Here is a 596-nt window from a genome sequence, read left to right on the forward strand (position 1 = left end):
TCACGCTGGCCAGCGACTCCACCGCCGCCTCAAAGTCCGCATCCGTGTCCGTCACGTCCACGCACGCCGCCGTCACGTCGCTGCCCAGCGCCAGGCGGAAGCCGCCCGCCGTGGCCGTGCTGGCTGTGCGCACGCGCACCTCGTGCACCTCGGGCACGTTGGCCAGCAGCACCAGCTGCGGCAGCTCGCCCGCCGCCAGCGCGCCGGTGATGGTCCACGTGATGTCCAGCGGCGCGGCCGACGTCTCATCGCGCGCCTGTGATTGGTCCGCGCGCGTCACCTCCGCGTCAGAGAACCCGAGCACACCCGCCAGCGCCTCCTGCACCTCCCATGCCTCCGCCGTCACGCTCAGCACCGCGGACACGGCGTCGTCGTCGGGCAGCAGGGAGTCGGCGTCAGGGCGCGCCAGGCGGAAGGTGCCCGCTGTGGGCTCGCCGTCGCCACGCACGCGCACCTGCTGCACCGCGGCGCGGGCAGCCACTGGCTCCGCCACGGCGGGCGCACCGTAGCCCTGCGCGTTGTAGGCCAGCACGCGCACGTGGTGCTCCTGCCCGGGCGTCAGCGCGGTGATGGTGTGCACCACCACGTCCTCGCCC

The 596-nt window shown here is 74.3% G+C and carries 1 protein-coding gene; it reads right to left on the reverse strand.

Annotated elements, in window-relative coordinates; translation table 11 throughout:
- On the reverse strand, positions 1–580 hold a 580-nt coding region (locus ACK41V_RS23710), incomplete at its 3' end, for a fibronectin type III domain-containing protein (protein ID WP_409786151.1).
- Between the last annotated feature and the right edge of the window lie 16 nt (positions 581–596).

The organism is Acidovorax sp. (genome assembly GCF_046291265.1).
GTDB lineage: Bacteria > Pseudomonadota > Gammaproteobacteria > Burkholderiales > Burkholderiaceae_C > Acidovorax.